At 69.7% G+C, this 25,876-nt stretch carries 30 protein-coding genes; 11 read left to right on the forward strand and 19 right to left on the reverse strand.

The features are described 5' to 3' along the window. Positions 1–51: 51 nt before the first annotated feature. Together JN22_RS19585 and JN22_RS19590 are read left to right on the forward strand one after the other, a co-directional pair. Positions 52–543 carry a methylated-DNA--[protein]-cysteine S-methyltransferase gene (locus JN22_RS19585; RefSeq protein ID WP_085555536.1) on the forward strand — a complete coding sequence of 164 codons (492 nt, stop codon included), beginning with the start codon at positions 52–54 and terminating at the stop codon, positions 541–543. 51 nt (positions 544–594) lie between these two features. Further along, positions 595–1,569: a quinone oxidoreductase family protein gene (locus tag JN22_RS19590; RefSeq protein ID WP_085555537.1), complete on the forward strand. Its 975-nt coding sequence runs from the start codon at positions 595–597 to the stop codon at positions 1,567–1,569. A gap of 111 nt (positions 1,570–1,680) precedes the next feature. On the opposite strand, the gene dnaQ is transcribed toward JN22_RS19590, so the two are convergent. The 5 genes from dnaQ to JN22_RS19615 are packed head-to-tail and all read right to left on the reverse strand — an operon-like array spanning position 1,681 to position 5,353. Beyond that, positions 1,681–2,364 carry a DNA polymerase III subunit epsilon gene (dnaQ, locus tag JN22_RS19595; protein WP_085555538.1) on the reverse strand — a complete coding sequence of 228 codons (684 nt, stop codon included), beginning with the start codon at positions 2,362–2,364 and terminating at the stop codon, positions 1,681–1,683. Between the two features lie 17 nt (positions 2,365–2,381). Next, the gene (gene coaE / locus JN22_RS19600) at positions 2,382–3,041 is read right to left on the reverse strand and encodes a dephospho-CoA kinase (protein ID WP_085555539.1); all 660 of its coding nucleotides are present in this window, start codon (positions 3,039–3,041) and stop codon (positions 2,382–2,384) included. A gap of 7 nt (positions 3,042–3,048) precedes the next feature. After that, positions 3,049–3,888 carry a shikimate dehydrogenase gene (locus JN22_RS19605; RefSeq protein WP_085555540.1) on the reverse strand — a complete coding sequence of 280 codons (840 nt, stop codon included), beginning with the start codon at positions 3,886–3,888 and terminating at the stop codon, positions 3,049–3,051. Then, complete coding sequence (locus JN22_RS19610) at positions 3,885–4,502, reverse strand: Maf family protein (protein ID WP_085555541.1); 618 nt, start codon at positions 4,500–4,502, stop codon at positions 3,885–3,887. The genes JN22_RS19605 and JN22_RS19610 overlap by 4 nt, the downstream gene beginning before the upstream one ends. After that, the gene (locus JN22_RS19615; RefSeq protein WP_085555542.1) at positions 4,499–5,353 is read right to left on the reverse strand and encodes a pyruvate, water dikinase regulatory protein; all 855 of its coding nucleotides are present in this window, start codon (positions 5,351–5,353) and stop codon (positions 4,499–4,501) included. The genes JN22_RS19610 and JN22_RS19615 overlap by 4 nt, the downstream gene beginning before the upstream one ends. Positions 5,354–5,801: 448 nt before the next feature. Between JN22_RS19615 and hemE the strand changes: the two genes are divergently transcribed. The 4 genes from hemE to rho all read left to right on the forward strand — a co-directional run bounded on the left by hemE (position 5,802) and on the right by rho (position 10,056). Further along, the gene (hemE, locus tag JN22_RS19620) at positions 5,802–6,839 is read left to right on the forward strand and encodes a uroporphyrinogen decarboxylase (RefSeq protein ID WP_085557254.1); all 1,038 of its coding nucleotides are present in this window, start codon (positions 5,802–5,804) and stop codon (positions 6,837–6,839) included. 120 nt (positions 6,840–6,959) lie between these two features. Then, complete coding sequence (gene hemH / locus JN22_RS19625; RefSeq protein ID WP_085555543.1) at positions 6,960–8,030, forward strand: ferrochelatase; 1,071 nt, start codon at positions 6,960–6,962, stop codon at positions 8,028–8,030. Between the two features lie 39 nt (positions 8,031–8,069). Next, on the forward strand, positions 8,070–8,498 hold the full coding sequence (hemJ, locus tag JN22_RS19630) for a protoporphyrinogen oxidase HemJ (protein ID WP_085555544.1): 429 nt from the start codon (positions 8,070–8,072) through the stop codon (positions 8,496–8,498). 301 nt (positions 8,499–8,799) lie between these two features. Further along, positions 8,800–10,056 carry a transcription termination factor Rho gene (rho, locus tag JN22_RS19635; RefSeq protein WP_085555545.1) on the forward strand — a complete coding sequence of 419 codons (1,257 nt, stop codon included), beginning with the start codon at positions 8,800–8,802 and terminating at the stop codon, positions 10,054–10,056. Positions 10,057–10,165: 109 nt separating this feature from the next. Here the strand turns inward: rho and secB are convergent, their stop codons facing one another. Beyond that, entirely contained in the window at positions 10,166–10,669 is a 504-nt protein-coding gene (gene secB, locus JN22_RS19640) for a protein-export chaperone SecB (protein ID WP_085555546.1), read from the reverse strand. A 122-nt stretch (positions 10,670–10,791) separates the two neighbouring features. Then, positions 10,792–11,424, reverse strand: a complete 633-nt coding sequence (locus JN22_RS19645; RefSeq protein WP_085555547.1) for an FxsA family protein — start codon at positions 11,422–11,424, stop codon at positions 10,792–10,794. 216 nt (positions 11,425–11,640) lie between these two features. Here JN22_RS19645 and JN22_RS19650 point away from each other — a divergent pair, with 216 nt between their 5' ends. Next, positions 11,641–12,300, forward strand: coding sequence for a Tim44/TimA family putative adaptor protein (locus JN22_RS19650; RefSeq protein WP_317852931.1), 660 nt, complete (start codon positions 11,641–11,643; stop codon positions 12,298–12,300). A gap of 11 nt (positions 12,301–12,311) precedes the next feature. Then, entirely contained in the window at positions 12,312–13,544 is a 1,233-nt protein-coding gene (gene mltA / locus JN22_RS19655) for a murein transglycosylase A (protein WP_085555549.1), read from the forward strand. A gap of 63 nt (positions 13,545–13,607) precedes the next feature. Here the strand turns inward: mltA and JN22_RS19660 are convergent, their stop codons facing one another. The 7 genes from JN22_RS19660 to hisB form a co-directional block, all read right to left on the reverse strand. Next, positions 13,608–13,979 carry a histidine triad nucleotide-binding protein gene (locus tag JN22_RS19660; RefSeq protein WP_085555550.1) on the reverse strand — a complete coding sequence of 124 codons (372 nt, stop codon included), beginning with the start codon at positions 13,977–13,979 and terminating at the stop codon, positions 13,608–13,610. Between the two features lie 58 nt (positions 13,980–14,037). After that, entirely contained in the window at positions 14,038–14,403 is a 366-nt protein-coding gene (locus tag JN22_RS19665; RefSeq protein ID WP_085555551.1) for a phosphoribosyl-ATP diphosphatase, read from the reverse strand. Continuing rightward, the gene (hisF, locus tag JN22_RS19670; protein ID WP_085555552.1) at positions 14,396–15,184 is read right to left on the reverse strand and encodes an imidazole glycerol phosphate synthase subunit HisF; all 789 of its coding nucleotides are present in this window, start codon (positions 15,182–15,184) and stop codon (positions 14,396–14,398) included. Before hisF ends, JN22_RS19665 begins: the two co-directional genes overlap by 8 nt. After that, positions 15,184–15,930, reverse strand: a complete 747-nt coding sequence (gene hisA / locus JN22_RS19675) for a 1-(5-phosphoribosyl)-5-[(5-phosphoribosylamino)methylideneamino]imidazole-4-carboxamide isomerase (RefSeq protein ID WP_085555553.1) — start codon at positions 15,928–15,930, stop codon at positions 15,184–15,186. The genes hisF and hisA overlap by 1 nt, the downstream gene beginning before the upstream one ends. After that, positions 15,927–16,475, reverse strand: coding sequence for a GNAT family N-acetyltransferase (locus tag JN22_RS19680; protein WP_085555554.1), 549 nt, complete (start codon positions 16,473–16,475; stop codon positions 15,927–15,929). The genes hisA and JN22_RS19680 overlap by 4 nt, the downstream gene beginning before the upstream one ends. Positions 16,476–16,478: 3 nt before the next feature. After that, positions 16,479–17,123 carry an imidazole glycerol phosphate synthase subunit HisH gene (gene hisH / locus JN22_RS19685; RefSeq protein WP_085555555.1) on the reverse strand — a complete coding sequence of 215 codons (645 nt, stop codon included), beginning with the start codon at positions 17,121–17,123 and terminating at the stop codon, positions 16,479–16,481. Between the two features lie 70 nt (positions 17,124–17,193). Then, positions 17,194–17,817, reverse strand: coding sequence for an imidazoleglycerol-phosphate dehydratase HisB (hisB, locus tag JN22_RS19690; RefSeq protein WP_085555556.1), 624 nt, complete (start codon positions 17,815–17,817; stop codon positions 17,194–17,196). Between the two features lie 158 nt (positions 17,818–17,975). Between hisB and JN22_RS19695 the strand changes: the two genes are divergently transcribed. From JN22_RS19695 to hslU, 3 genes are all read left to right on the forward strand, one after another. Next, positions 17,976–19,490: a S1C family serine protease gene (locus JN22_RS19695; protein ID WP_143268366.1), complete on the forward strand. Its 1,515-nt coding sequence runs from the start codon at positions 17,976–17,978 to the stop codon at positions 19,488–19,490. 87 nt (positions 19,491–19,577) lie between these two features. Further along, on the forward strand, positions 19,578–20,141 hold the full coding sequence (gene hslV / locus JN22_RS19700) for an ATP-dependent protease subunit HslV (RefSeq protein WP_085555558.1): 564 nt from the start codon (positions 19,578–19,580) through the stop codon (positions 20,139–20,141). A 16-nt stretch (positions 20,142–20,157) separates the two neighbouring features. Next, a complete protein-coding gene (gene hslU, locus JN22_RS19705; RefSeq protein ID WP_085555559.1) occupies positions 20,158–21,474 on the forward strand; it encodes an ATP-dependent protease ATPase subunit HslU in 1,317 nt (438 codons plus the stop codon). A gap of 337 nt (positions 21,475–21,811) precedes the next feature. Here the strand turns inward: hslU and JN22_RS19710 are convergent, their stop codons facing one another. From JN22_RS19710 to JN22_RS19730, 5 genes are all read right to left on the reverse strand, one after another. After that, on the reverse strand, positions 21,812–23,002 hold the full coding sequence (locus tag JN22_RS19710) for a sensor histidine kinase (RefSeq protein ID WP_085555560.1): 1,191 nt from the start codon (positions 23,000–23,002) through the stop codon (positions 21,812–21,814). A gap of 122 nt (positions 23,003–23,124) precedes the next feature. Next, on the reverse strand, positions 23,125–23,523 hold the full coding sequence (locus tag JN22_RS19715) for a helix-turn-helix domain-containing protein (RefSeq protein ID WP_085555561.1): 399 nt from the start codon (positions 23,521–23,523) through the stop codon (positions 23,125–23,127). A 24-nt stretch (positions 23,524–23,547) separates the two neighbouring features. Then, the gene (locus tag JN22_RS19720) at positions 23,548–24,120 is read right to left on the reverse strand and encodes a Smr/MutS family protein (protein WP_085555562.1); all 573 of its coding nucleotides are present in this window, start codon (positions 24,118–24,120) and stop codon (positions 23,548–23,550) included. A gap of 124 nt (positions 24,121–24,244) precedes the next feature. Beyond that, positions 24,245–24,790 (reverse strand): RNA 2',3'-cyclic phosphodiesterase, encoded by a 546-nt coding sequence (thpR, locus tag JN22_RS19725; protein WP_085555563.1) that lies wholly within the window; start codon positions 24,788–24,790, stop codon positions 24,245–24,247. Between the two features lie 37 nt (positions 24,791–24,827). Further along, entirely contained in the window at positions 24,828–25,871 is a 1,044-nt protein-coding gene (locus JN22_RS19730) for an NADP(H)-dependent aldo-keto reductase (protein ID WP_085555564.1), read from the reverse strand. Positions 25,872–25,876: the final 5 nt, after the last annotated feature.

The raw sequence follows: 25,876 nt of genomic DNA on the forward strand, positions 1-25,876 counted from the left end.
CCGGCCCTTCACCCAGCCCATTATCCCAGCCCACAATCAAGGAGTCTCGCGATGGGACGTTTGACCGTCGACAGCCCGCTCGGGGACCTGCTGCTGTCCAGCGCGGACGGCGCCCTGACCGGGGTGAGCTGGGGCCGCGTCGACGGCGACCGGCCCGACACCGTGCTCGACGCGGCAGCACGGCAGTTGGAGGCCTATTTCGCCGGGACGCTCCTGTGCTTCGATCTTCCGCTGAAGCCGGCGGGAACGCCGTTCCGCCAGAGCGTCTGGTCGGCGATGCTGGCGATCCCCTATGGCGGCACCGCGACCTATGGCGGAATGGCCCGCGCGCTGGGCAGCGGGCCGCGCGCCATCGGCGGGGCTTGCGGCGCCAACCCGATCCCGATCATCATCCCCTGTCACCGCGTGCTCGGCAGCGGCGGCGCGGCCGGCGGCTATTCGGGGCAGGGCGGGCTGGAGACGAAAGCCTGGCTGCTCGACCTGGAGCGACGCCATGCGCCCACACAGCCGGAACCGATCAAAGCCCAGCTTGCCCTGCTGTGACGGGCGCATGAGAGAAACCAACGAACCACAACGATAGGGAACGACGCCACCATGGTTCACGCGATCCGCATCCACGAGCAAGGCGGACCCGAGGTTCTGCGCTGGGAGGAGATCGAGGTCGGGGAACCCGACCCCGGCCAGGTCCGCATCCGCCAGACGGCGGTCGGGTTGAACTACATCGACACCTACCATCGGTCAGGCGCCTACAAGCTGCCGGCCTTTCCGGCCATCCTCGGCACCGCCGCGACCGGAATCGTCGAGGCGGTCGGGCCGGACGTCACCACCCTGAAGGCGGGCGAGCGCGTCGGCTACGCGCCGCTGATCGGCGCCTACGCCGAGGCACGGCTGGTCCCCGCCGACCGGCTGGTGCCGCTGCCCTCCTGGATGGACGAACAGGCGACCGCCGCCATGCTGCTCCAGGGGCTGACCGCGCAATATCTGCTGCGCTCGACCTACGCGGTGCAGCCGGGCGACACCATCCTGGTGCAGGCGGCGGCCGGCGGGGTCGGGCTGCTGCTCTGCCAATGGGCCAAGCATCTCGGCGCCACCGTCATCGGCACCGTCGGCTCGGACGAGAAGGCCGAGCTTGCCAAGGCGCACGGCTGCGACCATGCCATCGTCTACACCCGCGAGGATTTCGTGACGCGGGTGAAGGAGATCACCAACGGGCAGGGTGTGCCGGTGGTCTATGACGGGGTCGGCAGGACCACCTTCCTGAAGGGGCTCGACTGCCTGCAACCGCGCGGGCTGATGGCGCTGTTCGGCGCCGCGTCGGGCGCCCCGGAGCCGCTGGATCTGGGGGTGCTGGCGGCCAAGGGATCGCTCTACGTGACCCGGCCGACGCTGTTCACCTACGTCGCCAAGCGCGAGGATCTGATGGGGGCGGCGGCGGATCTGTTCGACGCCGTGAAGGCCGGCGGCGTGACCATCAAGGTCAACCAGAGCTTCCCGCTGCGCGACACCGCCGCCGCGCACCGGGCCTTGGAAGCGCGGGAGACCACCGGCTCGACGGTGCTGCTTCCGTAAGGGGCGCGTCAAGACAACCGCTTCATCGTCATGCCCGGCTCAAGGCCGGGCATGAGGTGCTTCGGAGGCTTGCCGCCGCTGTTTCCCCCTATCGCCCTGGCGGGGCCGGCGCTACTCCGCCAGCCAGAGCGGATTCTTCAGCTTCTTGAGGAGATCGGCGTGCGCGGCGGTCTCCTCCTCGCTGACGGCGAAGACGCGGGCCTCGCGGAAGGGACGGTCGATGCGGACGGACGAACCGCCGCCGCCCTTGGACGCCGGGCCGGAGGCGAGCGCCAGACCGGCCTGCCGGCCGCCGAGCAACTCCAGATAGACGTCGGCCAGAAGCTGGGCATCGATCAGGCCGCCATGCAGCGTGCGGTTCGAATTGTCGACCCCGAAGCGTTTGCACAGCGCGTCCAGCGTGGCCGGCGAGCCGGGGAACTTCTTCCGCGCCATCGCCAGCGTGTCGATGGCCCGCTCCTTCGGCATCGTCGGGTAGCCGGCGATCTTCAGCTCCCAGTTCAGGAAGGCCATGTCGAAGGCGGCGTTGTGGATCACCAGCGGCGCGTCGCCGATGAATTCGACGAAGCTGGCGGCGACGTCGGCGAAGACCGGCTTGTCGGCCAGGAATTCGTTGCCAAGCCCGTGGACCGCGAAAGCCTCGGCCGGCATGTCGCGCTCGGGATTGATGTAGACGTGGAAGCGCTCGCCGGTCGAGACATGGTTGACCAGCTCGACGCAGGCGATCTCGACCAGCCGATGACCCTCCTCCGGCTTGAAGCCCGTGGTCTCGGTGTCGAGAACGATTTCACGCATGATGGATCCGCCCCTGGTTAACCGTGCTTGGGCCTGAACCTCGACCCGGACTTGGGTTGATAGCCGCGCACCGGCCAGTGCCGGCCGCGGCGGCCGCGAAGGTCGTGCACAATGCACCGAAGCGCCCGCCGCGTCACCAGCCGACCGGCCCCGGTCGGCACGACGTAATCGGCGCGCCGCCGTTTCTCCGCGTCCGGGGTCTGGCGGGCGAGGATGCCGGCGAACTTCTCCGCCGTCATGCCGGGGCGGGCGAGGACCCGCGCCTTCTGCACGACGAAGGGGGCCGACACCACGACGGTGAGATCGACCCGGCCTTCGCCGCCGGTCTCGAACAGCAGCGGGATGTCGAGCACCGCGACCTTGGCGCCGCGCCGCGCCGCGCGGGCGAGGAAATCGCGCTGCGCCGACTGGACCATGGGATGAAGGATCGCCTCCAGCCGGCCAAGCGCCGCCGGGTCGCGGAACACCGCCGCACCCAGCGCCCGGCGATCGACCGCCCCGTCGATCACCACGCCGGGAAAGGCGGCGTCGATGGCCGGGACAGCCCGGCCGCCCCTGGCGAGCAGGCCGTGAACCACCGCGTCGGAATCGCAGACCGGCGCGCCCATCGCCGCCAGCATGCGGGCGGCCGTGCTCTTGCCCATGCCGATGGAGCCGGTCAGGCCCAGCACGATCATCGACCGATCACCCTTCCAGCACGAAGCGGGCCAGATCCGCCGTCACCTCCGGCTCGACGCCGAACCAGGCCGCGAAGCCGGGGCGGGCCTGGTGCAGCAGCATGCCGATGCCGGTGACCACCGGGTTGCCGCGCCGCCGCGCCGCCGCCAGCAGCGGGGTGTCCAACGGCACATAGACGATGTCGTTGACGACCGCCGCGACGGGCAGGGCGCGCAGGTCGAGGTCGAGCGGCGGCTGGCCGGTCATCCCCTGGGTGGTGGTATTGACCAGCAGGGCGGCACCCTCCAGCGCCGTTTCACGTGAAACCCACGGCGCCACCGTGATCGGTCCGCCGATGTCGGTGGCCAGCTCCTCGGCGCGCGCGTCGGTGCGGTTGATCAGCCGAACCTCCGGCGCGCCGGCGTCGAGCAGGGCGACGACCACCGCCCGTGCCGCGCCGCCGGCACCGACCACCACGGCGGGCCCCCGTTCGGCGCACCAGTCCGGCCGGTCCGCCTTCAGGCTTTCCACGAAACCGAAGCCGTCGGTGTTGCCGCCCTCCAGCGTGCCGTCATCATGGACGACGATGGTGTTGACGGCGCCCATGCGCCGCGCGGTGTCGTCCAGCCGGTCGACGGTGCGGAAGGCGATCTCCTTCAGCGGCACCGTGACGTTGCAGCCGCGGAAGCCCAAGGCGGGCAGGGCACGGATCGCCTGCTCGGCGCGCTCCGGCGCCACCGCCAGCGGGACATAGGCCCCGTCGATGCCGTAGCGTTCCAGCCAATGCCCATGCAGCCGGGGCGAACGCGAATGGCCGATCGGCCAGCCCATCACCCCGGCCAGCTTCGCCTTGCCGCTGATCGTCATTCCGTCCCCGCTCCATGAACGCGCAGAAACCCGAGCAGCGGCAGCAGCGGCAGCCCGAGGATGGTGAAGAAATCGCCGTCGACCCGCTGGAAGAGCTGGGCGCCCAGCCCCTCCAGCTGGTAGGCCCCGACCGAATGCAGGACGTCGTCGCCGGCGCGGTCGAGATACTCGTCGAGGAAGGCGTCGCTGAAGCGCCGCATGGTCAGCTTCGCGCGGTCGATCTTGTGCCACAGCCGCTCGCCGTCGCGCACCACCACGGCGCAGCTCACCAACTGATGGGTCTTGCCGCGCAGGGCGAGAAGCTGGTCGCGGGCGGCGGCGCGGTCCGCCGGCTTGTCGAACCAGACGCCTTCGCACTCCAGCATCTGGTCGGCGCCGATCACCAGGGCACGCGGATGGCGGCGGGTGACGCGCTGCGCCTTCAGCTCGGCCAGGGCCTCGGCCACCGCGTCGGCCGGCACGCCCTCGGCGCGGCCGGCGAGCTTCACCTCCTCCTCGTCGACCAGCGGCTTGTCGAGGATGGCGGTCAGGCCGGCGCGCTCCAGCATCGCGGCGCGGGTGCGCGAACCGGAGGCGAGGACCAGCGTCGGTGCGCCTGCGGCGGAAGCGCTCACGAGATGCCGCCCTCGGGCTTGCGCCCGTCCGGCATCAGACCGCCGGTCTGCCGACGGGCGAGCAGCATCATGATCTCCGACGCCGTCTCCTCGATGGAGCGGCGCGAGACGTCGATGACCGGCCATTTGCGGCGGCTGAACAGGCGGCGCGCCTCGGTCACCTCGTTGCGGACGATCTCCGGATCGGCGTAGGTCGAGGTCTCGCCCTGGTTGAGAAGCTTCAGGCGGTTGCGGCGGATCTGGACCAGCCGGTCGGGATCCTTGGTCAGCCCGACGATCAGCGGACGGGTCAGCAGATCCACCTCCGCCGGCAGGCTGGTGCCGGGGACCAGCGGGATGTTGGCCGCCTTGATGCCGCGGTTGGCCAGATAGATGCAGGTCGGCGTCTTCGAGGTGCGCGACACGCCGATCAGGATGACGTCGGCCTCGTGCAGGTCCCAGTTCGACTGCCCGTCGTCGTGCGACAGCGCGAAGTCCACCGCGTCGATGCGGCTGAAATATTCGGCGTCCAGCGCGTGCTGGCGGCCGGGCTGGCGCTGGGATTCGACGCCGAGATAGGCGGCGAGCGCGTTGATCAGCGGATCCAGCACCGGGATGCAGGGCACCTGCATCTCGCGGCAGAAATCCTGGAGCCTGCGGCGCAACGTCTCATCCACCAGGGTGAACATGACGAGGCCGGGCTTGTCCTTGATCCCCTCCAGCACGAGGTCGAGCTGACGGTCGGTGCGGACCAGGTTCCAGAAATGCTCGACCGGACGCACGTCGTCGAACTGGATCACGCAGGCGCGCGCCACGCTGTTGATCGTCTCGCCCGTTGCATCGGACACGAGATGTAGATGGAACTGTTTCATCCGTCCCCAACATGCTGTGGAGAATTCGGCGCCAACCTGTGGACAACCGGATCCCCCTCCGTTCCATACAGAATCCGGGACTCCCCGTCCCCCTCGCGGCCCCCCGCCGAACAAGTCGGCCGACCGGTTCGCAAGCTGGGAGAATCCGCCGTTCGCCACGGTGTTATCCACGGGACTCCCGCGCTTCCATCTATAGCATTTCCGCCGTTTCCGCGGGTAGCCCTCCGAATCGTCCACAGGCTGACGCACAGCCCCGGATCCGGCCCCGGATCTGTGGATGAATCCGGGGAGGACGGGGATCACCGTTATCCACAGGCATCCACCACCTCCTCTTCCTTTCTCCCTTTAAAAAGAATAGTGAAGAGGTAGGAACAAACCCGACCGGGAACGCATCGTCTTGTCCGCTTCCAGCACGCCCGACACCGCCGCCAAGCCCGCCCTGAAGCCGATGCTCGCCGCGCTCGCCGGCGAGACGCGGTCGCGTCCGCCTTTCTGGCTGATGCGTCAGGCCGGCCGTTACCTGCCGGAGTACCGCGAGCTGCGGGCGAAGGCCGGCAGCTTCCTCGACCTCTGCTACAATCCCGACTTCGCGGTCGAGGTCACCCTCCAGCCGTTGCGCCGCTATGGCATGGACGCGGCGATCCTGTTCTCCGACATCCTGGTGGTGCCGCACGCGCTCGGCCAGCCGCTCGCCTATCTGGAGGGGGAAGGGCCGAAGCTGGACCCGATCCGCGGCACGGCGGAGCTGTCCCGCCTGTCGCGCGACCGCTTCCACCAGACGCTGGAGCCGGTCTACGAGACGGTGCGGCGGCTCACCACGGCCATCCCGGCCAACGCCTCGCCCGACACCACGCTGATCGGCTTCGCGGGGGCTCCCTGGACCATCGCCTGCTACATGGTCGAGGGGGGAGGGTCCAAGGAGTACGCCCACGTCAAGCGCTGGGCCTACGGCGATCCTGCGGGCTTCGCGCGGCTCATCGACCTGCTGGTCGAGGTCACCGCCGATTACCTGTGCGCCCAGATCGAGGCCGGGGCGGAGGTGGTCCAGCTGTTCGACAGCTGGGCCGGGGTCCTGCCGATCGGTCCGTTCCGCCGCTGGGTCATCGAGCCGACGCGGCGGATCGTCGCACTGGTCAAGGCGCGCCATCCCGACACGCCGATCATCGGCTTCCCGCGCGGGGCCGGCCACGCCTATCAGGATTACGTGGCGGACAGCGGGGTCGACGCCGTCGGGCTCGACACAACCGTGTCGCCGTTGTGGGCGGCGCGCAACCTTCAGACCCGCCTGCCGGTGCAGGGCAATCTGGATCCGATCCTGCTGGCGACCGGCGGCAAGGCGTTGAGCGAGGGGGCGGCGGAGATCCTCGAAGCCTTCTCCGACCGCCCCTACGTCTTCAACCTGGGGCATGGCGTGATCCAGACCACGCCGCCGGAGCATGTCGGCGCCCTCGCCGACCAGATCCGCCGCTGGCCGGAGCGCGGCTGAGAGCTGGAGGCGGATCCGCCCTCGGATCCGCCCCCGCCGGAGGGCCGGCGGTCAAGCCGCTGAGAAAGTTGAGGGCAGGGGACTGGACACGGACGCGGCGACGCTCCAGTTTACCGCTCCATGCCCGCCCCCTCGTCCCCTCCGCGACGCCTCGCCGTCGTCCTCTTCAACCTCGGTGGCCCCGACGCCCCCGAGGCGATCCGGCCGTTCCTGTTCAACCTGTTCGCCGATCCGGCGATCATCCGGTTGCCGAACCCCTTCCGCTTCCTGGTCGCCAGCCTGATCTCCGGGCGGCGGGCCAAGCCGGCGACGGCCATCTACGCCCATCTCGGCGGCAGGTCGCCGCTGCTGGAGAACACCGAGGCGCAGGCCGCGGCGCTCGAAGCCCGGCTCGGATCCGAGCCGGGGTTGGGAGGAACGGAGTCGCGGGTCTTCGTCGCCATGCGCTACTGGCACCCGATGAGCGCCGAGACGGCGGCCAAGGTGAAGGCCTACGACCCGGATCTGGTCGTGCTTCTGCCGCTCTACCCGCAATTCTCGACGACGACGACCGCCTCCAGCGCCAAGGCGTGGCGCGAGGCGGCCGACACGGTCGGGCTGACGGCGCCGACCCGGCTGGTCTGCTGCTACCCCACCCAGGCCGGCTTCATCGACGCCGCCGCCGACCGGATCCGGCCGCTCTACGAGGCGGCGCGGGCGTTCGGCACGCCGCGCGTCCTGTTCTCCGCCCACGGGCTGCCCAAGAAGGTCGTGACCGGCGGCGACCCCTACCAGTGGCAATGCGAGCGGACCGCCGAGTCCATCGCCGCGGCGCTCGGCGTCGACCATCTCGACTGGGTGAGCTGCTACCAGAGCCGGGTCGGGCCGATGGAGTGGATCGGGCCCAGCACCGACGAGGAGATCCGGCGGGCCGGACGCGACGGCGTGCCGATCCTGGTGGTGCCGATGGCCTTCGTGTCGGAGCATTCCGAGACGCTGGTCGAGATCGAGATCGAGTACCGCCACCTGGCCAAGGAGGCCGGCGTGCCGCATTTTACCCGCGTGCCGACGGTGGGCGTGCACCCCGCCTTCATCGAGGGGCTGGCGCGGTTGGTCGGCCAGACGCTGGCCGGCGACAGGCCGGCCTGCTCGCAGAACGGCGGCCGGCTCTGCCCCGCCACCTTCTCCGGCTGTCCGCAGCCGGGGCGCTGACCCAACGAAGACACCAAGACGGAACGAGGGGGTTGTCCGGTGCTGTATCTGTGGATCAAGGCGCTGCACGTCGTCAGCATCATCGCCTGGATGGCCGGGCTGCTCTATCTGCCCCGGCTGTTCGTCTACCACACCCAGGCCGCCCCCGGATCCGAGGCGTCGGAAACCTTCAAGGTCATGGAGCGACGCCTGCTGCGCGCCATCATGGACCCGGCGATGACCGCGGCCTACGTCTTCGGCATCACCATGATCGTGCTGGAGCCGGCCTGGATGAAGCAGGGCTGGCTGCACGGCAAGATCCTGCTGGTGTTGCTGATGACCGCCGCCCACATCATGATGGGCCGCTGGCAGAAGGCCTTCGCCCAGGACCGCAACACCCGGTCGCAGCGCTTCTACCGGATCGCCAACGAGGCGCCGACCCTGCTGATGATCGGCATCGTCGTCCTGGTCATCGTCAAACCCTTCTGATTCGGGGAAAAAAGCGGGGGTTCCACGGCCCGGCGGTTCCGCTTTCGTTTGACTTGGCGCCGCCGATCCGATAAGTCTGTTTCAACCACGGGGTTTTTCGTCCCGTGGCACCCCACACCCACATCTGCCGATCCGACGCTCTGTTCTTGAGCCGGGCACGGTGGCTGGCGAGTCCCTTCACGCTCGCACGGCGCCACCCGTTGCCCAACCGACGCGACCGCTTCGCGCCAAGCGCTGTCGGCCGGGATTCCAGGCACTCCCCCGCAAAGACCCATCAGACGATGATCTCACAGGCATCCCCATGCATCTCCAAGAGCTGAAGTGCAAAAGCCCCGCTGAACTTCTGGCGTTCGCGGAGGAGTTGCAGATCGAAAACGCCAGCACCCTGCGCAAGCAGGATATGATGTTCGCGATCCTCAAGCAGCTGGCCGAAAACGACGTGCCGATCTTCGGCGACGGGGTGCTGGAGGTGCTTCAGGACGGCTTCGGGTTCCTGCGCTCGCCCGAGGCGAATTATCTGCCGGGTCCCGACGACATCTATGTCAGCCCGAGCCAGGTCCGCCGCTTCGGCCTGCGCACCGGCGACACGGTTGAGGGGCAGATCCGGTCGCCGAAGGACGGGGAGCGCTACTTCGCGCTGCTCAAGGTCAACACGATCAACTTCGACGCGCCCGACAAGGTGCGTCACCGCATCAACTTCGACAACCTGACGCCGCTCTACCCGGAAGAGCGCATCCGGATGGAGGTCGAGGACCCGACCAAGAAGAACCTGACCGGCCGCATCGTCGATCTGGTCTCCCCGCTGGGCAAGGGGCAGCGCGGCCTGATCGTGGCGCCGCCGCGCACCGGCAAGACGGTGATGCTCCAGAACATCGCCCATTCCGTCGCCACCAACCACCCGGAAGCCTACCTGATCGTCCTGCTGATCGACGAGCGTCCGGAAGAAGTGACCGACATGGCGCGCTCGGTGCGCGGCGAGGTCATCAGCTCCACCTTCGACGAGCCGGCGACCCGCCACGTCCAGGTCGCCGAGATGGTGATCGAGAAGGCCAAGCGGCTGGTCGAGCACAAGCGCGACGTCGTCATCCTGCTGGATTCGATCACCCGTCTGGCACGCGCCTACAACACGGTGGTGCCGTCGTCCGGCAAGGTGCTGACCGGCGGCGTCGACGCCAACGCCCTGCAACGGCCCAAGCGCTTCTTCGGCGCCGCGCGCAACGTCGAGGAGGGCGGCTCGCTGACCATCATCGCCACCGCGCTGATCGACACGGGCAGCCGCATGGACGAGGTGATCTTCGAGGAGTTCAAGGGCACCGGCAACTCGGAGATCGTGCTGGACCGCAAGCTTTCCGACAAGCGCACCTTCCCGGCGATCGACATCTCGAAGTCGGGCACCCGCAAGGAAGAGCTGCTGGTCGACAAGGGAACCATGTCGAAGATGTGGATCCTGCGCCGGATCCTGATGCCGATGGGCGTCACCGACGCGGTCGATTTCCTGGTCGACAAGCTGAAGCACACCAAGTCGAACAGCGAATTCTTCGAGAGCATGAACCAATAGTCCAACGGGACTTGGTCATGAAAAAGGCGGGGGGCCGAAAGCCTCCCGCCTTTTTCATGCGTGGGTCATGCCCGACCGGATCCGGCGGCCGATCCTCGGACCGCTGTCCTCAGAACGGCGGCTGCTGGGGCTGCTGCTCGGCGGCGGCCTGGGCGCCGCCCTGGCGGTGGTACAGGTCGGCGAAGTCGATCGGGTTGACCAGCAGCGGCGGATAGCCGCCGTCGCGGGTCGCCGTCGACACGATGGCGCGGGCGAAGGGGAACAGCATGCGCGGGCCTTCGATCATCAGCACCGGGCGGTGATGCTCCTGCGGCAGGCCGGGGAGCTGGAACAGGCCGCCGTAGGACAGCTCGACGATGAAGGCGACGGTCTCGCCCTGGCGGGCCTCGCAGCGGAGCTGGAGGGTGACCTCGTAGACGTCCTCGCCGACCATCTGGGCCTGCACGTCGACGCCGATGTTGACCTGCGGCTGCGGCTGGTTGGGCAGCAGGCTCTGCGGGGCGTTGGGGTTCTCGAAGGACAGGTCCTTCACATACTGGGCCAGGACATGCATCGGCAGCGAGGACGCCTGCTGGGACGGCTGTTCGGCGCCATTGATCTGCGGATCGGACATAACAAGCTCCTGAATCGCCGGTCCGGCCGTCCTGGGGGCGGCGGGCCGTGACGGGTTTGGGGTGGAAAAGCTTTCGCCAGACGGCTGGCTATCACGGATCCGGCGGGCTGCCAACGGAAAGGTCAGGGCCGGCCGGACCCATCGGGAGGGGCCTTTCCCCATTGGGATTCGGACAGGCGCCGGGTTCCCTCGGCCTCCGCCGGGGTGTTCTCCGACACGTCGCGGTAATCGCCGTCGATCACCCCCGGTTGCGGCTGGAACGGGCCGCCGCGATGGCCGGCGGCGCCGAAGCCTGGCCCGGCTCCCGAGGCGGATCCGGCTCCGAAACCACCGTCCGGACGGCCGGATCCGGCCCCGGATCCGGCCCCGAAGGCGGGACCGCCGAAGACCTGGAAGCGGCTCTGGCCGGCCATCATCCGCGCCAGCAGCCAGCGGCCGGCGCCACGGCGCAGGGGGCGGATCAGCAGGGCCAGCCCCAGCAGGTCGGTGAGGAAGCCGGGGATGAGCAGCAGGATGCCGGCGACGACCTCGCAGAATCCGTCGAGCACGGTGCCGATCGGCGCCTCGCCCCTCGCGGCGGCGGCCTGGGCGCGGGTCAGCGCGGTCAGGCCGCGGTGGCGGATCAGGAAGATGCCGAGCAGGGCGGACAGCGCAAGCAGCCCGATGGTCGGCCCGGCGCCGATCCAGTCGCCGACCTGGATGAAACCGACGATCTCCAGGATCGGCAGAAGGAGGATCAACAGCAGGGGATTCATGGCTGTCCTTGCTCTTCGGGCGTTCAGGCCCTATCTACACTTGGCTAGGACGTCCGGTCGATGACCTGGAATTGGCAGCCGGGACGTCCATATGGTCGATGGTTCGAGCTACACGTAATGTGGCTCCACCGGCGGGTCCAGGGGTGCCGCCCCGATTGGGGGCCCCGGAACCGGCTAGATCGCAATCGGAAGGATCGAACGATGGGAGATGGGTTCGTGTTCATCGAGATCGTAATCTTCGCGATGATCGCGGCGTTTCTCGTCTATCGGCTGCGCAGCGTCCTGGGGCGCCGTACCGGCGAGGAGCAGCAGCGGCCGAATCCCTTCACGCCGAACCCCAGCCGGCCGGACAACGTCGTGGCGATGCCCGACCGCAACCGCCCGCGTCCCGATGACGCACCCGTGTCGGACGAGCCGGTGTCGCTGGCCGTGGCGCTGGAACAGATCAAGGCCGCCGACCCCAGCTTCGACGAGAAGCATTTCCTGGAAGGCGCCAAGGCCGCGTTCCGCATGATCGTCGAGGCCTTCGCCCGCGGCGACACCGCGACGCTGCGTCCGTTGCTGGCCGACGACGTCTACGAGAATTTCGCCCGCGTCATCCGCGACCGTCAGGCCGCCGGGGAGAAGCACGAGGTTCTGGTCGAGATGATCCGGGAGGCCGACGTCGCCGAGGCGCGGCTCGACGCCAGCCGCACCGCCATCGTGACGGTCAAGCTGGTCTCCGACCAGATCAACGTCGTGCGCGACCGCAGCGGCGCGGTGGTCGACGGCGACCCGAACGCGGTGGTCGAAGCGACCGACATCTGGACCTTCAGCCGCAACACCCGCGCTCGCGATCCGAACTGGGCGTTGACCGAAATCCACGTCGCCACTTGATCCGGGGCCACTTGATCCGGCGCCGTCCGGCCCGTGCCACGGCCCTGGCCTTCGCCGGGGCCGTTGCCTTGTGGCTCGCCGCCTGCGACCGCAAGGAGGAGGCCAAGGCGCCCCCGCCGCCCGAGGCGCTGACCCTGACCCCGGTCGCCTTCGTCGACCTGCCGGGATGGAACGCCGACCGGCTCTCGGAGGCGTTGCCGGCTCTGGCGAAATCCTGCGGGCGTTTTGCCGCCTTGCCGGTGGACCGTGCGGTTGGGCCGGCCGGGGTGGGGGGACGCGTCGGCGACTGGCGGGAGCCCTGCGCCCGGCTCGCCACCGTTCCGGCTGGGGATGACGCCGCCGCGCGGGCCGTCTTCGAATCGCACTTCATCCCCTATGCCGCCGCCAACAACGACGACCGCAAGGGGCTGTTCACCGGCTATTACGAAATCGAGCTGGAGGGCAGCCGCAGCCCGGATCCGGTCCACGCCACGCCGCTCTACAGGCGCCCCGACGATCTGGTGATGGTCGATCTCGGCGAGTTCGCCGAGCGCTGGAAGGGCGAGCGCACCGCCGGCCGCGTCGTCGACGGACGTCTGAAACCCTTCGAGGACCGCGCCGCCATTGAGGCCGGCGCCCTGCGCGGCAAGGGGCTGGAGCTGGTCTGGGTGAAGGACCCGGTCGCCGCCTTCTTCCTGCACATCCAAGGCTCCGGCCGCGTCCGCCTGCCCGACGGGACGGAGATGCGCGTCGGCTACGCCGGGCAGAACGGTCACAAATACGTTGCCATCGGCAAGGAGTTGATCGACCGCGGCGCGCTGAAGCGGGAGGAGGTTTCACTCCAGACCATCCGTGCCTGGCTGCTCGCCAACCCCGGCGAGGCGGCGGCGGTGATGAACAAGAACCCCTCTTACGTCTTCTTCCAGACGCTGAAGGGCGACGGCCCGAACGGCGCCCAGGGCGTGGCGCTGACGCCGGGGCGCAGCCTCGCGGTGGATTCCAAGTTTCTGCCCTACGGCGTGCCGGTCTGGCTCGACGCGCAGGACCCGCTCGACGCCACGCAACCGCTGCGCCGGCTGCTGATCGCCCAGGACACCGGCGGCGCCATCCGCGGCCCGGTGCGCGGCGACGTCTTCTGGGGTCATGGCGAGGAGGCCGAGCGCAAGGCCGGCGTCATGAAGAGCCCCGGCGGCTACTTCATCCTGCTGCCGAAGACGGTGGTGGTGACCGCCCAAAACGCAACCCAAGCCACCGCCCAAAAATGAAAAGGGGCGCCGGATCCGGTCCGGCGCCCCTTTTCATGTTTCACGTGGATCACTCGAACCGGATCAATCCGGCTTGACCATCCGTCCCAGGTCGTGGCCGCCGAGGATGTGAATGTGCAGATGCGGCACGTCCTGGCGGGCGGCGGCGCCGCAGTTGGAGATGATGCGGTAGCCGGGCTCGGCGGCGCCGACCTGACGGGCGATGTCGCCGACCGTGCGGAACAGGGCGGTGATCTCGGTGTCGGAGGCGTTGGCGGTGAAGTCGTCCATGTCCACATAGGCGCCCTTGGGGATCACCAGGATGTGGATCGGCGCCAGCGGCTGGATGTCGTGGAAGGCGAGCACATGCTCGGTCTCCAGCACCGTCTTGTTGGGAATCTCGCCGCGCAGGATGCGGGCGAAGACGTTGTTCGGGTCGTAGCTCTTGCTGGCCATGGACGTGCGTTCCCCCTTGGTCCGATGGATGTCCGATGAGAGTCCGACGAGGGACCCGTCAGGGCTTGCGGGCTTTCTTCTCGTCGATGCCGCTGGTGCCCTCGCGCTGGGCCAGCTTGTCCCAGACCTCGGCCGGATCCAGCCCGGCGTCGGCCCACAGCACCAGCAGGTGATAGAGCAGGTCGGCCGATTCCGCGGCGAGGGCGGCCTTGTCGCCGCGCACCGCCTCCAGGATGGCCTCGACCGCCTCCTCGCCGACCTTCTGGGCGATCTTGGCGGTGCCCCGGCTGTAGAGCTTGGCGGTGTAGGAGCTGTCCGGGTCGCCGCCCTTGCGCGCCAGAACGGTGGCGTAGAGCCGGTCCAGCACCTCGGCGGAATTGGAGGCGGATCCGGCGGCCGGCTTGGCGTTCTTTCCGTCAGCCATGGGCTGTGGCCCCCGCCGTCAGCGCCGGGCGCACCGGAATGCCGGCCTCGGCGAGCGCCGCCTTAGCCTGCCCGATGGTGTAGGTGCCGAAATGGAAGATCGAGGCGGCGAGCACGGCGGTGGCGTGGCCCTCGCGGATGCCCTCGACCAGATGGTCGAGCGTGCCGACGCCGCCCGACGCGATCACCGGCACCCGCACGCTGTCGGCGACCTTGCGGGTCAGCGCCAGATCGAAGCCGCTCTTGGTGCCGTCGCGGTCCATCGAGGTCAGCAGGATCTCGCCGGCGCCGTTGCCGACCATGCGCTGCGCCCACTCCACCGCGTCGAGCCCGGTGGCGTTGCGGCCGCCATGGGTGAAGACCTCCCACTTGCCGGGGGAGACCTGCTTGGCGTCGATGGCGACGACGATGCATTGCGCGCCGAACTTCTCGGCCGCCTCCTGCACGAACTCCGGCCGGTGGATGGCGGCGGTGTTGATCGACACCTTGTCGGCGCCGGCCAGCAGCAGCTTGCGGATGTCCTCGACCACCCGCACCCCGCCGCCGACGGTCAACGGCATGAACACCTGCTCGGCGGTGCGGCGCACCACGTCGTAGATGGTGTCGCGGTTCTCGTGGCTGGCGGTGATGTCGAGGAAGGTCAGCTCGTCGGCCCCCTCGCGGTCGTAGACGCGGGCCTGCTCGACCGGATCGCCGGCGTCGACCAGATCGACGAAGTTGACCCCCTTGACGACCCGGCCGTCCTTGACGTCCAGGCAGGGGATGACGCGCATCTTCAGCATCAGTCGGCGTCCTCGACGGCGGGGGCGGAGAGCAGGGCGAGCGCCTCCTGCGGGTCGATGCGCCCGTCGTAGAGCGCGCGGCCGCAGATCACGCCCTCGATGCCGGTGTCCTCCTCCAGCTTCAGCGCGCGCAAATCCTCCATCGACGACACGCCGCCCGACGCGATGACCGGCGTCGTCAGGTGGAAGGCGAGGTCGGAGGTGGATTCCACGTTGACGCCGCCCATGGCGCCGTCGCGGTTGATGTCGGTGTAGATGATGGCCGCGACGCCGCAATCCTCGAACTTCAGCGCGAGGTCGAGCGCCTTGATGTCCGAGGTCTCGGCCCAGCCGGCGACGGCGACGTAGCCCTCCCGCGCGTCGATGCCGACGGCGACCTTGCCGGGGAACTCGCGGCAGGCGGCCTTGACCAGATCCGGGTCGCGCAGCGCCACGGTGCCGAGGATGACGCGGCTGACGCCCTTCTCCAGCCACATGCCGATGGTCTTCAGGTCGCGGATGCCGCCGCCGAGCTGCACCGGGATGGTGACCGCCTGGAGGATGCTCTCTACGGCGGCGCCGTTCACCGGCTTGCCCTCGAAGGCGCCGTTGAGATCGACGAGGTGGAGCCATTCGAAGCCCTGGCTCTGGAACAGCCTTCCCTGGTCGCCGGGGTTGGTGTTGAAGACCGTGGCCTGGCTCATCTCGCCGCGCAGCAGGCGGACGCAGGCACCGTCCTTGAGGTCGATGGCGGGGTAGATGATCATCGCGGCGTCTCGTCCTGTGGCGTGGCTTGATCGAGGTCTTTGGAATAGAAATATCCGGCGGTGCGGACGCCCTTCACCAGCGCGTAGAAGGGGTGGGTGCCCCAGCGCTTGAAGCCGAGCGTCTCGTAGAGCGCGATCGCCGCCTCCTGGGTCTCGCGGACGTCCAGGTTGAGGGCGCGGAAGCCGCAGGCGACCGCCTCGGCCTCCACCGCCTGCGTCAGGCGGCGGGCCAGCCCGTGGCCGCGCGCCCAGGGGGCGACGAAGGCGGTGGTCAGCGACGCGGCGTGGCCCTGCGCCTCGTTGTTGCGCGGCGGCTTGACCAGCTGGGCCGATCCGGCGATCACCCCGTCGAGCCGGGCGACGAACAGGATGCGTTCGGGCACGACCAGCACGCCCTTCCAGTAGCGCTCCATCACGTCGCGCGGCGGCGGTTCGACCCAGCCGAAACCGCCGCCCGCCTTGATGGCGTCGTCGGCGGCGTCGCACAGGTCGTGCAGGTCCCCGGTCTTGAGCGCTTCCACCCGCTCGATGGCGACGTCCGCCATCGTTCAGGCCTTCCAGCGCAGGAAGTTGGCGATCAGGGCGAGGCCGGTCGCCTGGCTCTTTTCCGGGTGGAACTGGGTGCCGACCAGATTGTCGCGCCCGACCACCGCGGCGAAGGGACCGCCATACTCGGCCGACGCGATCAGCGTCTCCGGGTCGGCCAGCTTGAAGTGATAGGAATGGACGAAATAGGCGTGCGCGTTCTCCGGCAGCCCGGCCAGCACCGGGTGGGGGCGGCGGACGTTCAGCTCGTTCCAGCCCATGTGGGGAATTTTCAGGGCCGGATCCGCCGGCTCCAGCGTCGCCACCTCGCCCTTGATCCAGCCCAGCCCCTCGGTCACGCCGTATTCGCGGCCGCGCTCGGCCATCAGCTGCATGCCGACGCAGATGCCGAGGAAGGGGCGGGCGCGGCGGTGGACGACCTCCTCCAGCGCTTCCAGCATGCCGGGGACCTCGGACAGGCCGCGCTTGCAATCGGCGAAGGCGCCGACGCCGGGCAGCACCACCCGGTCGGCGCGGCGCACCGCGTCGGCGTCGGAGGTGACGAGAACCGTGGTGGAGGCTTCGGCTTCGCCGGCCGCCCGCTCGATCGCCTTGGCGGCGGAGCGCAGGTTGCCGGAGCCGTAGTCGATCAGCGCGACCGTTTGCATGGAGGTGGGGAACCTTACGTCAGATCGGATAGAGCCCAGTCGGAGGGGGCGGCGCTCCTGGGGAGGACCCTCAGAGGGAGCCGCCGAGCGTGCCCTTGGTGGAGGGCACGGCGTCGCGCTTGCGCGGGTCGATGTCGACACCGGCGCGCAGCGCGCGGGCAAGCGCCTTGTAGCAGCTTTCCACGATGTGGTGGTTGTTCTCGCCGTAGAGAGTCTCGACGTGCAGGGTCACGCCGGCGGCCATGGCGAAGGCCTGGAACCATTCGCGGAACAGCTCGGTGTCGAAATCGCCGATCTTGTCGCGGGTGAAGGCGACCTTCCAGATCAGGTAGGGCCGGTTGGAGAAGTCCAACGCCACCCGCGTCAGCGTCTCGTCCATCGGCACGTAGGCGTGGCCGTAGCGCTGGATGCCCTTGCGGTCGCCCAGCGCCTTCGCCACCGCCATGCCGATGGCGATGCCGCTGTCCTCGGTCGTGTGGTGGTAGTCGATGTGCAGGTCGCCGTCGGCCAGCACCGTCAAATCCATCAGGCTGTGGCGCGACAGCTGCTCCAGCATGTGGTCGAGGAAGCCGATGCCGGTCTTCACGTCGTAGACGCCGGTGCCGTCCAGGTTCACCGCGACCCGGATGCGGGTCTCGGTCGTGTTCCGCTCGATCGAGGCGCGGCGGGCGCCGTGGGAAGGGCTCTGGTCCATGGGGTTTTTGTAGCAGGAAGCGGTTGCCCGCGCCAGCGGCCGCAAGCCTTGTCAAGTGGGTCCATGGTCCGGGGAGCGATCCGACGATTGTTGTACGATGGTGTGCGGGTTACAGTGTTTTGCACCGAATGCGTGCATAACAGGATATGGGAACCGCCTTGCGCCGCCTTGCCCCGGCCTTGCTGCCCGCTCTCGTCGCGCCGCTGCTCGGCGGCTGCCTAGCCTCCGCGCCGCAACCGCGGCCGACGCTGGCGCCACCCGTCGCCGCCGGAACCACCGAACCGCTGCGCTTCGCCGAGCTGTCGATCGGCTCGATGCGGCGCGGGACCGAGATCGGGCGCTATGTCTGGGGCATCGACTGCGCGCCGCCCTACGACACGGTTTACTGGACCAGCGGCGCCAACATGCGGCGCGGCTCGACCTTCGACGAGCGTTTCGACGAGGTGATGGCTGCGGCCGGCTTCGACGTGGTCGGGCGGCAGGGGGGACCGGACGCGCCCGGCGCCACCCGCAACCGGGCGCGCTTCACCGTGCAGGGCGACCTGCGCGACGTCCGGCTGGAGCTGTGCCACCGCTCCAACTGGCTGACCGGGGCCGACAAGGGCAGCTCGGGCAGCGGCAGCGCGCGCGTGGACTGGACCGTCTACGACGCGCGCAACGGCCGTCTGGTCCACCGCGTCTCCACCACCGGCACCAGCCGGCAGGATGGCGGCGTTCCCCAGGGCGACACGCTGCTGGTCGAGGAGGCCTTCGCGTCGGCGGCGGAACGCCTGGCGGCTGACGGCGGCTTCCGGGCGGTGCTGACGCGCGGCGGGTCGCCGGCCGGCGGCCATTCACCCGTCCCCGGCGGCGCGTCGGCGGCGGGGCTTCCACCGCTGGACGCGCCGCGCATCGACACGGCCCTGATCATTCGGACACCGGCGGCCGATGGCGGCGGTGCGGAGGATCCGACCGCCCGTGCCGGCGCCGCCCAGGTGCGGGCGGGGGAGGGCTATGGGTTGGTCATCGGCGAGGTGCCGGGCGAGACCGGCCGGGACTCCCTGCTGCTGGTGCCCGGCGTCGGCCTCGGCGACGGCGTCACCGTGCGGCCGGCGCGCGGCGTCACCCTGGACGGCCGGGTCGAGGGGCGCGACGCCGCCAGCGGGCTGGCGCTGGTCCGGGTTCCGGCCCGGCTGACGGCGGTTCCCGTGCGGGGCGGGACGGTCGAGGTCAGCGAGCCGGTCAGCGTGGCGATGCGGCGCGGCGCGGTCTCCGCGGCCGGCATCGTCGGCGCCGTCCGGCCGGATCCGGTGCGCGGGATCGCGGTGATCCAGGCGGATCTGGGCTCGGTCGCCCTGTTCGGCGCGCCGGTCGCGGCCGGCGACCCGCTGATCGACGAGGCCGGGGCGGTGGTCGGGGTGGCGCTCGGCCCGCAGGCGATGTCGGCCGCGACGCCGCCGGGGCTGGTCGCCTTCCTGCCGGTCGGGCCGCTGCTGGCCCGCATGGGGGCGGATCTGCTTGACGCAAGTCCGGCGCCCCTGCGCCGGTCCCGAACGGCGGCGGAGTTGCGTCAACCGGACAGGGACGGGCGGGGAAGCCGGTTGCGTCGGGCCGGGCGTGACGGGGCGTTCGACGAAGAGCCTGACGGCGAAGGTGACGGGGAACTTGACGAGGCGGGCGACCCTCCCACATAGACCGGATGCCGGACGCGCATTATCCTGAACGGGTGGATCCGGTACCGGATCCGGGCGCGGCTCATCCTTTTCACATCATGGTTGCGTATGACCTTCTCAGCTTCCAACCCCCATGACCCGATCCAGTGGCACGGCACGACCATCCTGTCGGTGCGCAAGAACGGGCAGGTGGTCATCGCCGGCGACGGGCAGGTGTCGGTCGGCCCGACGGTGATGAAGTCGAACGCCCGCAAGGTGCGCTGGCTGGCCGGCGGCACGGTGATGGCCGGCTTCGCCGGGGCCACCGCCGACGCGCTGACCCTGTTCGAACGGCTGGAAGGCAAGCTGGAGCAGCATCCCGGCCAGCTCACCCGCGCCTGCGTGGAGATGGCGAAGGACTGGCGGACCGACCGCTACCTGCGCCGGCTGGAGGCGATGATGGCGGTGGCCGACAAGAGCGTCAGCCTGGTGCTGACCGGCAACGGCGACGTGCTGGAGCCGGAGGACGGGCTGATCGGCATCGGGTCCGGCGGATCCTACGCCCTGTCGGCGGCGCGCGCGCTGATCGACATCGACGGCATGGACGCCGAGGCGGTGGCCCGCAAGGCGATGAGGATCGCCGCCGGCATCTGCGTCTACACCAACGAAAACGTCACGCTCGAAAAGCTCTGACTCCGGAATCCGCGCCATGACCGCCTCCTTCACCCCCCGCGAGATCGTCTCCGAACTCGACCGCTACATCGTCGGCCAGAACGACGCCAAGCGCGCCGTCGCCATCGCGCTGCGCAACCGCTGGCGCCGCCAGCAGCTGCCCGAGGCGCTGCGCGAGGAGGTTCTGCCGAAGAACATCCTGATGATCGGCCCGACCGGCGTCGGCAAGACCGAGATCGCGCGGCGCCTCGCCAAGCTGGCGCAGGCGCCCTTCCTGAAGGTCGAGGCGACCAAGTTCACCGAGGTCGGCTATGTCGGCCGCGACGTCGAGCAGATCGTCCGCGATCTGGTGGAGGCCGCCATCGGCCTGACCCGCGAGCGTCTGCGCAAGGAGGTCGAATCCAAGGCCGAGCTGCGCGCCGAGGAGCGCGTGCTCGACGCGCTGTGCGGCGAGAGCGCGAGCGCCGACACCCGCGCCAAGTTCCGCAAGATGCTGCGCGAGGGGACGCTGAACGACAAGGAGATCGAGATCCAGGTCGCCGACACCGGCGCCGCCGGGATGCCGACCTTCGACATTCCGGGCATGCCGGGCGCCCAGATGGGCATGCTGAACCTGAACGACATGTTCGGCAAGATGATGGGCGGCCGCACCAAGACGCGCCGGCTGACCGTCGCCGAGAGCCACACCGTGCTGATGGCCGAGGAGTCCGACAAGCTCCTCGACAACGAGAAGGTGGTGTCGGAGGCGATCCGCGCCGTCGAGCAGAACGGCATCGTCTTCCTCGACGAGATCGACAAGATCACCGCGCGGTCGGACACGCGCGGCGGCGCCGACGTCAGCCGCGAGGGCGTCCAGCGCGACCTGCTGCCGCTGATCGAGGGGACGACCGTCTCGACCAAGCATGGCGCGGTGAAGACCGACCACATCCTGTTCATCGCGTCCGGCGCCTTCCATGTCGCCAAGCCGTCCGACCTGCTGCCCGAGCTTCAGGGCCGCCTGCCGATCCGCGTCGAGCTGAAGGCGCTGACCCGCGAGGACTTCAAGCGCATCCTGACCGAGCCGGAAGCCAGCCTGATCCGCCAGTACCGCGAGCTGCTGAGGACGGAGGAGGTCGATCTGGTCTTCACCGACGACAGCATCGACGAGCTGGCCCTGCTGGCGACGGAGATCAACGCCTCGGTCGAGAACATCGGCGCGCGGCGCCTGCACACGGTGCTGGAGCGTCTGCTGGAGGAGATCAGCTTCGCCGCCAACGACCGCGCCGGCGAAACCGTCACCATCGACGCGGCCTATGTCCGCGAGCGGGTCGCCGGTCTGGCGAAGAACGCCGATCTGTCGAAGTTCATCCTGTAGCACCGGAAGCTTTGATACCAGAGCCAGAAAGTTTTGACTTCTGGCTCTGGTATCGGCCGCGACTGCGGCCGCGCGGGCCCATGCCCGCGAAGCCAAGGCCCGCGGAGGCGGGCCGCCCGGCGTTTGAGGGACCGGAAAGTTCCGACCACAGGTCGGAATTTTCCGGTACTGGTATGACTCGCCGGCCCCTTTGACTTGCCGGCCCATGAACCGTCACCCCGCGAAGATAGGGATGGCGGGTGGAGAGGTCGGGATTCAAAGCCGTTGATGAGACGCCTCCGCCCACTCTCCCTTGTCGTGCCCGGCCTTGTGCCGGGCCCGGCAAGGGGGGCTGGTTCTACAGCGGCAGCAGACGGGTCCTGGGAAGCCGCATCGTCACCACCGTTCCGGCCCCGGCCTGGGAGCGGATCGCCAGCGAGCCGCCGTGCCGTTCGGCCAGGGAGCGGGCGATGCTCAGGCCGAGGCCGATCCCCTCGTAAGCGCGGTCCAGTCCGGACTCGCCCTGGACGAAGGGCTGGAACACCCGTTCCATCAGCTCGTCGGTGATGCCGCAGCCGGTGTCGCGCACCTCGATCAACAGGTCGCCCTCCGCGTCCAACCCGGCGCTGACCCCGACCATGCCGTTCTCCGGCGTGAACTTCACCGCGTTCGACAGCAGATGCAGCAGCGCCTGCTTCAGCGCGCGCGGGTCGGCGGTGAGGGGCGGCAGTTCGCCGGGCGGCGTCATGGTGACGGTCAGCCGGCCGCGTTCCGCCCGCTTGGCGATCAGCCGCAGGCAGGAGGCGACCAGCTCGGCCGGGTCGACCAGCGTCTCCTCCAGCGCGCCGCACCCGGCCTCGATGGTGGCGATCTCCAGAAGATCGTTGATGTTGGCGAGCAGCAGTTCGCCCGAGCGCCGGATCTCCTCGGCGCCTGCCAGGAGCAGCGGGTCATGGGAGCGGCCTTCCATCCGCTGGCGCAGCAGGTCGGCGAAGCCGAGGATGCCGGTCAGCGGGGTGCGCAGCTCGTGGCTCATGTTCGCCAGGAAGGCGGTCTTGGCGCGGTCGGCCAGTTCGATCGCGGTTTTGGCGTCGCGCAGCGCGCGCTCGGTCTCCTTGGCGGCGGAAATGTCGCGCAGCATGGCGACGAAGATCCGGTAGCCCGGCAGGTCGATGTCCGACAGGGTCAGCCAGAGCGGAATGTCGACCCCGTCGCGGCGCCGGCCCGTGACCTCGCGCCCGATGCCGACGACGTGCGGCTTCATGGTGGACAGGTAGCGCGAGAGGTAGGCGCCGTGCGAGGCGCCGGCCGGCATCAGGCAGTCGATCGGCTGGCCGACCAGCGCGCCCGGCTCGTACCCCAGCAGCCGCTCGGCCGAACGGTTGGCCGACAGGATGGTGCCGGTGGCGTCGGCGGTCAGGATCGCGTCCACCGCCTGTTCGACGATGGCGCGGTTGCGCGCCTCGCTGCGGCGAAGCGCCTCCTCCGCCGATACCGTCTGTGCCGACGAGGCGGGTGGAGGAATGGATGAAGGAATCCGGTCGGTCATGTCGCGGTCGTCCCGGCGCTGTGCCTGCCTTAACGAAAGACATAGATCCGCGGAACGGGAAATTCGACTCTCAACAATGCCGCAGGCGGGCAGGACGCCGGCGGCCGGCCACCCGGATCCGGTCAGCGACGCCGGGCGGCGCCGCGGCGGCGGCCGCCCTTCTGTAGCGGCACCGCGTCGAGAATGGCGAGAAGCCGCTCGATCGCCGCGTCGTCGAGGTCGCCGATGCGTTCCGACAGCCGGTTGGCCAGTTCGGTCGCCCTGGCGCTGAGGCCGGAGGTGTCGACCGTCACGCGGGGGTGCGACAGATCCGCCAGCCGTTCCAGATCCTCCGCCTCGTCCCAGATGATGCCGAAATAGGCGCAGATCTGGCGGACGAGCTGGGGCGAGGGCTGGCCGCGCTTGCCGTGCTCCAGCGCCGACAGGTAGGCGGAGGAGATGGACAGATCCGTCGCCATCTGCTTCAGCGTCACGCCCTTGGCGTCGCGCAGCGAACGGACCCGTTCGCCGAACGGGGTCATCGAAGACAATCCTTGTTGAACCGCTCAGTCCTTACGGTCGCGGCGGCGCTTGATCAAGACATAGAGGGCGCCGTCGCCGCCGTCCCTGGGTTGCGCCGGCTGGATCGCCAGCACCATCGGGCGCAACGCCGGGTCGCCGAGCCAGCGGGGAGCCGCCTGCCGCAGCACGCCGGCCCCGCCGGTGAAGCTGCCCTTGCCGGTGATGACCAGCACGCAGCGCCGGCCCTCGTTCCAGGCGCGGTGGACGAAGGAGGCGAGTGCGGTGTGCGCCTGGGCCTGGGTCATGCCGTGCAGGTCGATCCGCCCTTCGATCTCCAGCTCGCCACGGCGGAATCGGTCGCCGGTGCGGCGGTCGATGTTGGCGGTCGAGCCCGGGGTCAGCGGCGGCAGCGGCGACCGTCCCGGCCGGGCGGAGGGGGAATGCTGTTTCGCCGTCGGCGGCGGGGCGAGGCTGGTCGCCACCGGCTCGTCATAGCCGGGGAAGGGGGGCGGATCCGGTTCGGGCTCGACCGCCCGGCCCGGCATCGGCTCCGCGTCGCGCATGGCGATCCGCCACAGGCGCCGCTCGTCGGGCGTGGGCAGGCGGCGGCGGGTCATCGGCGCGGAACCTTCTTCGGGCTGGAGCGGCGGGAGCGGAAAAACGGGACCGGGCCGGATAAATCCCGACGCGGCCCCTGTGTCAATGTGTGTTGCCGCAGCGCGAAGAAAAAGAGCGCCGGCCTTACGGTTCCCTGCCCAGCGGGTACGCGCGCAGCGCCTCGTAGACCGAGCCGCCGTTGCCGAGATGGCTGCGGTAGAGCGTCAGGTGGTCGACCGCCATCGGCCCGGCGCGGAACAGGCCGCGCTCGCCCAGGAAGCGGGCGACGCGGTCCTGTGGCGGGTCCTTCAGCCGGGCCAGGGTGACGTGGGGGCTGAACTTGCGCTCCTCCGCCGGCAGGCCGCAGCGGACCAGGGCGGATTCCACCTTGGCCTGGAGGTGGTTGAGCGCCTCGTTGCGCTCCACCCCGGCCCACAGGACGCGGGCGCGCCGGCCGCTGCCGAACACGCCGACCCCGTCCAGCGTCAGGGCGAAGGGCGGGGCGCGCACCCCGGCCAGGGCCTCGTCGATGTCGAAGGCCTGGTCCTCCGGCACCTCGCCGATGAAGCGCAGGGTGAGGTGCAGGCTGGCCGGATCCATCCAGCGCGCCCCCGGCACCCCGCCGGACAGGCCGGCGAGGCGCTGGCGGATCTCCTCCGTGACGTCGAGGGCGACGAACAGACGGATCATGGGCGCATCCTTGGGAGTGAGGCTGTGGAAGAGGCGATCAGGGGCAGGGATCGGGCAGGCGCTCGTGGACCGCGTCGATCTCCGCCAGAACCTCGTCGGACAGGGTGACGTCGATGGAGCCGATGTTGGAGAGCAGCGTCTCCATCGTCGTGGCGCCGATCAGCGCGGAGGTGACGAAGGGCTGGCGCAGGGTGAAGGCGATGGCCATCTGCGTCGGCGACAGGCCGTGGCGCCGGGCGATGTCGAGATAGGCCCCGGTCGCGGCGTCGGCGTTGACGGTGGCGTAGCGCGACGGCCGGTGGTCGATGGCGCGGCGCGAGCCGGGCGGCACGGCGCCGTTCAGGTACTTGCCGCTCAGCGTGCCGGCGGCGAGCGGCGCGTAGGCGAGCAGCCCGACATCCTCGCGCAGCGACACCTCCGACAGCCCCTGCTCGAAGGTCCGGTTCAGCAAATTGTAGGCGTTCTGGACGCTGGCGACGCGCGGCAGCCCGGCGACCTCAGCGGCGCGCAGGAAGCGCATGACGCCCCAGGGGGAATCGTTCGACAGGCCGACATGGCGGATCTTGCCGGCGGTCACCAGCTCGCCCAGCGCCGCCAGCGTCTCCTCGATGGACACGTCGTCCTTCTCGGGCTTGTGGCTGTAGAGGCGGGCGCCGAAGCGGTTGGTCACGCGGTCGGGCCAGTGGATCTGGTAGAGGTCGATGTAATCGGTCTTCAGCCGCGCCAGGCTGGCCTCGACCGCCGCGAACAGGTTGGCGCGGTCGAGCCGCGACTTCCCATCGCGGATCCAGCCGAAGCCACCGGCCGGGGCGCCGATGATCTTGCTGGCGAGCACGATCTTGTCGCGGCCGCCGCGCGCCTGGAACCAGGAGCCGATGATCTCCTCGGTCTTGCCATAGCTCTCGGCGGTGGGCGGCACGGCGTACATCTCCGCCGTGTCGAAGAAATTGATGCCGCGGTCGACGGCGGCGTCCATCTGGGCGTGGCCCTCGGCCTCGCTGTTCTGGCGGCCCCAGGTCATGGTGCCCAGGCCGATGGCGCTGACCGACAGGCCGGTGCGGCCAAGCGAACGATACTGCATCCGAA

The organism is Azospirillum agricola (assembly GCF_020005195.1).
Classification (GTDB): Bacteria; Pseudomonadota; Alphaproteobacteria; order Azospirillales; family Azospirillaceae; genus Azospirillum; species Azospirillum agricola.